This is a genomic window from Variovorax sp. 01T439_2, assembly GCF_056398445.1.
The window spans coordinates 1-3,479 of the sequence record NZ_JBFTPJ010000645.1 but is presented as its reverse complement, the minus strand read 5'-3'; the positions used below and the strand labels follow the sequence as shown (position 1 = coordinate 3,479).

Genomic DNA, 3,479 nt, shown 5'->3' with positions numbered 1-3,479 from the left:
GTCATGCCGTCCACGATCTTCGCGTAGTAGTGCTCCAGGCCGCCCTTGCGCTTCCACGCCGCCATCGACCGCCGCAGGCCGTCCGCCTCGCCCGGCGTGAAACCGGCGGCCAAGATGGAGATCTGCATCACCTGCTCCTGGAACACCGGCACCCCCAGGGTCCGGCCGAGCGCTTCCTTCAGCGCCTCGCTCGGATAGACCACCGGCTCCCGGCCCTGGCGCCGATTCAGGTACGGGTGCACCATGCCGCCCTGGATCGGCCCCGGCCGCACGATCGCGACCTCGATCACCAGGTCGTAGAAGCAGCGCGGCTTCAGCCGCGGCAGCATGCTCATCTGCGCGCGGCTCTCGATCTGGAACACGCCGATGGTGTCGGCCTTGCAGATCATGTCGTAGGTGGTGCCGTCCTCGGCCGGGATGTCCTGTATGCCGAACACGCAGCCCTTGCGCAGCCCGATGAAATCCAGCGCCTTGCGGATCGCGGTCAGCATGCCGAGCGCGAGGCAGTCCACCTTCAGCAGTCCGAGCGCGTCGAGGTCGTCCTTGTCCCACTCGATCACGGTGCGGTCGGGCATCGAGGCGTTCTCGATCGGCACCATGCGGCACAGCGGCCCCTTCGTGAGCACGAAACCGCCCGTGTGCTGGCTCAGGTGCCGCGGAAAACCGATCAGCTGCTCCGTGAGGTGCAGCAGCTGCTGCACCTGCAGTGAATCCGCTGACAGGCCGAGCTCCTGCAGCCGCTCAGGCCGCACCCCCCCCCCGTCCCACCACTGGTGCCCCTTGGCGAGGGCGTCCACCGTCTCCAGCGACATCCCCAGCGCCTTGCCCACGTCCCGGATCGCGCTCTTCGGCCGGTAGCTGATCACGACCCCTGTGATGGCGGCGCGGTCGCGCCCGTACTTGGCATAGAGGTACTGCAGCACCTCCTCGCGCCGCTCGTGCTCGAAGTCGATGTCGATGTCCGGCGGCTCGTTGCGCTCCTTGGAGATGAAGCGCTCGAACAAGACGCTCATGCGGCCCGGGTCGACCTCGGTGACGCCCGTGCAGTAGCAGACCACGCTGTTCGCGGCGCTGCCGCGCCCCTGGCAGAGGATGTGGCGGGACCGCGCGAACATCACGATGTCGGCCACGGTGAGGAAGTAGTGCTCGTACTTCAGCTCGGCAATCAGCGCGAGCTCGTGCTCGATCTGCGCCTGGACCTTGGCGGGGATGCCATCGGGCCAGCGCCGGCCGGCGCCTTCGTAGGTGAGGCGGCGCAGATACCCGGCGGGCGTCTCGCCTGCGGGCACGACTTCGTCGGGGTACTGGTAACGCAGCTCGTCGAGACTGAAGCTGCAGCGCGCGGCCACCCTGAGCGTCTCCGCGAGCAGCTCGGGCGCATAGGTCTGCGCGAGCCGCAGCCGGGTGCGCAGGTGCCGCTCCGCGTTGGGCTGCAGTTCGAGGCCGCAGTCGGTCAGCGGCTTGCCCAGGCGTGTCGCGGTCATCACGTCCTGCAGCGGCTTGCGCGAGCGGACATGGAAATGCACGTCGCCCGCGGCCACCAGCGGAATCTCCGTCGCCGCGCTGACCTCGCCCAGGCGGTGCAGCCACATCTCGTCATCGAGCAGGCGCAGCTTCTCCACGGCGAACCAGCAGCGCCCGAGGAACTCACGCAGCAGCCAGGCGCCGAGCCAGCCCAGCTGCGCTGGCGTGGCCATGCGCCTGGGCGAGGCCAGCACCACGCAACCGGCGAGTTCGGCGCCATGGATCTGCGCGAGCGGCAGCTTGTAGGTGCCCTTCTCGGAGCTGCGCCGCAGCTTGGTGATGAACGCCGAGAGGTTGCCGTACCCAGCCAGATCGCAGGCCAGCACCGTAAGCGTGAAGGGCGCGGGCTCCGGGTCGAGCTCTGCATCGGGCTCGACGAGGAACTGGCTGCCGATCAGCAGCTTGAGGCCATGGTCCTTCGCCGCCACATGCGCGCGCACCACACCGGCCAGGCTGCACTCGTCGGTGAGGGCCAGCGCGGTGTAGCCCAGCTGCTTCGCGCGCTCGACAAGCTCCTCCGGCTGGCTCGCGCCGCGCAGGAAGCTGAAATTGCTCACGCACCGCAGCTCGGCGTAGTCGGGCAGTTCCATGGGAGGTCTCTCAGGCGAAGGTGCCGTGCAGGAACCAGGCCGTCTCGTCCTGCGCCAGGCGCATCTGGAAGATCCACAGCACGCCGGCATGCTCGCTCACGGCCACCCAGTAGTCGCGGCTCGCCTGCCGCGTGGTCTCTTGCGGACCGTCGCCTTCTTCACATTCCTGCGTTGTGCGGTCCCACCATCCCCCCTCGACGCGATGGGGACCCGCCAGCAGCTGCAGCGCGCCCTGGTAGATCGGCCGGTTGGCCTGGGTCGCGAGGCGCAAGGGCTTGGGCAGGATGAAGGTCGGCTGCGGCACGTCGACCGTTCGGGACCGCACCCGTGGCGCCGGCTCGGGCGCCGGACGCCAGCGGCACATCCACTCCAGGCGGTGGTCTTCAAGGACGACCGGGCGCAGCACGCGGTCGGGGCCGAGCCGCGCCGCGATGCGCTCCAGCACCAGCGCCAGGCTCTCGCCCGACTGCCGGGCCTCGGGCAGCATCGAGAGGCTCTTCTCCTCGAGCGACTGCACCTCGGTCGCGAGCAGCTCCAGGTCGCCCACCGGCGCCAGCAGCTCGACCTTGCCCAGGTGCTCGGCCAGCAGCCGCATCAGGTGTTCGGTGTCGCGCGTGGCCTGCGCGGTGCGGACGGTGAGTTCGCCGCCGTCGCCGGCGCTTTTGGCGCGCATCGCGTCATGGCACCAGCGCAAGGTGAACGCGGTCACGCCGGATCGCCGCGCCATGAGCCAGCCGGCCATCTGCAGCATCAGGCGGCGCGCCCCGAACAGCATGGCGGGCGCGTGCTCGACCCGCGCCATCAGCTCGAGCCTRACGCGGAAGGTCTCCGGCAGCTGTGCCCAGGGATAGGTCTCCGGCCGCAGCCCGTAGGCCTGGTCGAGGGTGGCGAGCAGCTGGGCGTCGAAGCGCCGGCTCAGGCCGCCGCGCGGCAGGGCCCGCACCTGGCCCAGGGTCCGGCAGCCGAGCCGGGCGAGCGTCGCCTGGTGGGCTGCAACGGATGTGAGGGTTTCGAGCGGCAGCGCGTCAAGGAGCTGGGCGAGCGGCTTGGCAAAGCCGTTCGACAGCCCGGCCCGGGCCACCGCGAGCGCGGCCAGGCTGGTCGGCGCCCAGCTCAGCTGCCGCACGCCGAGGTCGGGGCATTCCTCGCGCACGCGCTCGACCAGGCGGCGCTTGCCGCCGAACAGGCGCACGCTCTGTTCGACTTCCATCACGACCGCCGGGCACGACAGAAGCGCTTCGAGGACCGCGACGCGGGGTGTGAACTGCAGGCACCACGTCGCCAGGCCATCGAGCGCCTCAGTGCGCGGCTGCGGGTCGGCCGGCAGGCTGTCGGGAAGAAGGGCTGCCCACAGCATGGGAAAGC

At 70.2% G+C, this 3,479-nt stretch carries 2 protein-coding genes; both read right to left on the bottom strand.

What is annotated here, in order from left to right; all coding sequences use genetic code 11:
- A partial coding sequence (locus tag AC1DOC_RS25005) for an error-prone DNA polymerase (RefSeq protein WP_478130707.1) occupies nucleotides 1–2,114 on the bottom strand: 2,114 nt, incomplete at its 3' end.
- A 10-nt stretch (nucleotides 2,115–2,124) separates the two neighbouring features.
- A complete protein-coding gene (locus tag AC1DOC_RS25000; RefSeq protein WP_436311646.1) occupies nucleotides 2,125–3,471 on the bottom strand; it encodes a Y-family DNA polymerase in 1,347 nt (448 codons plus the stop codon).
- Nucleotides 3,472–3,479: the final 8 nt, after the last annotated feature.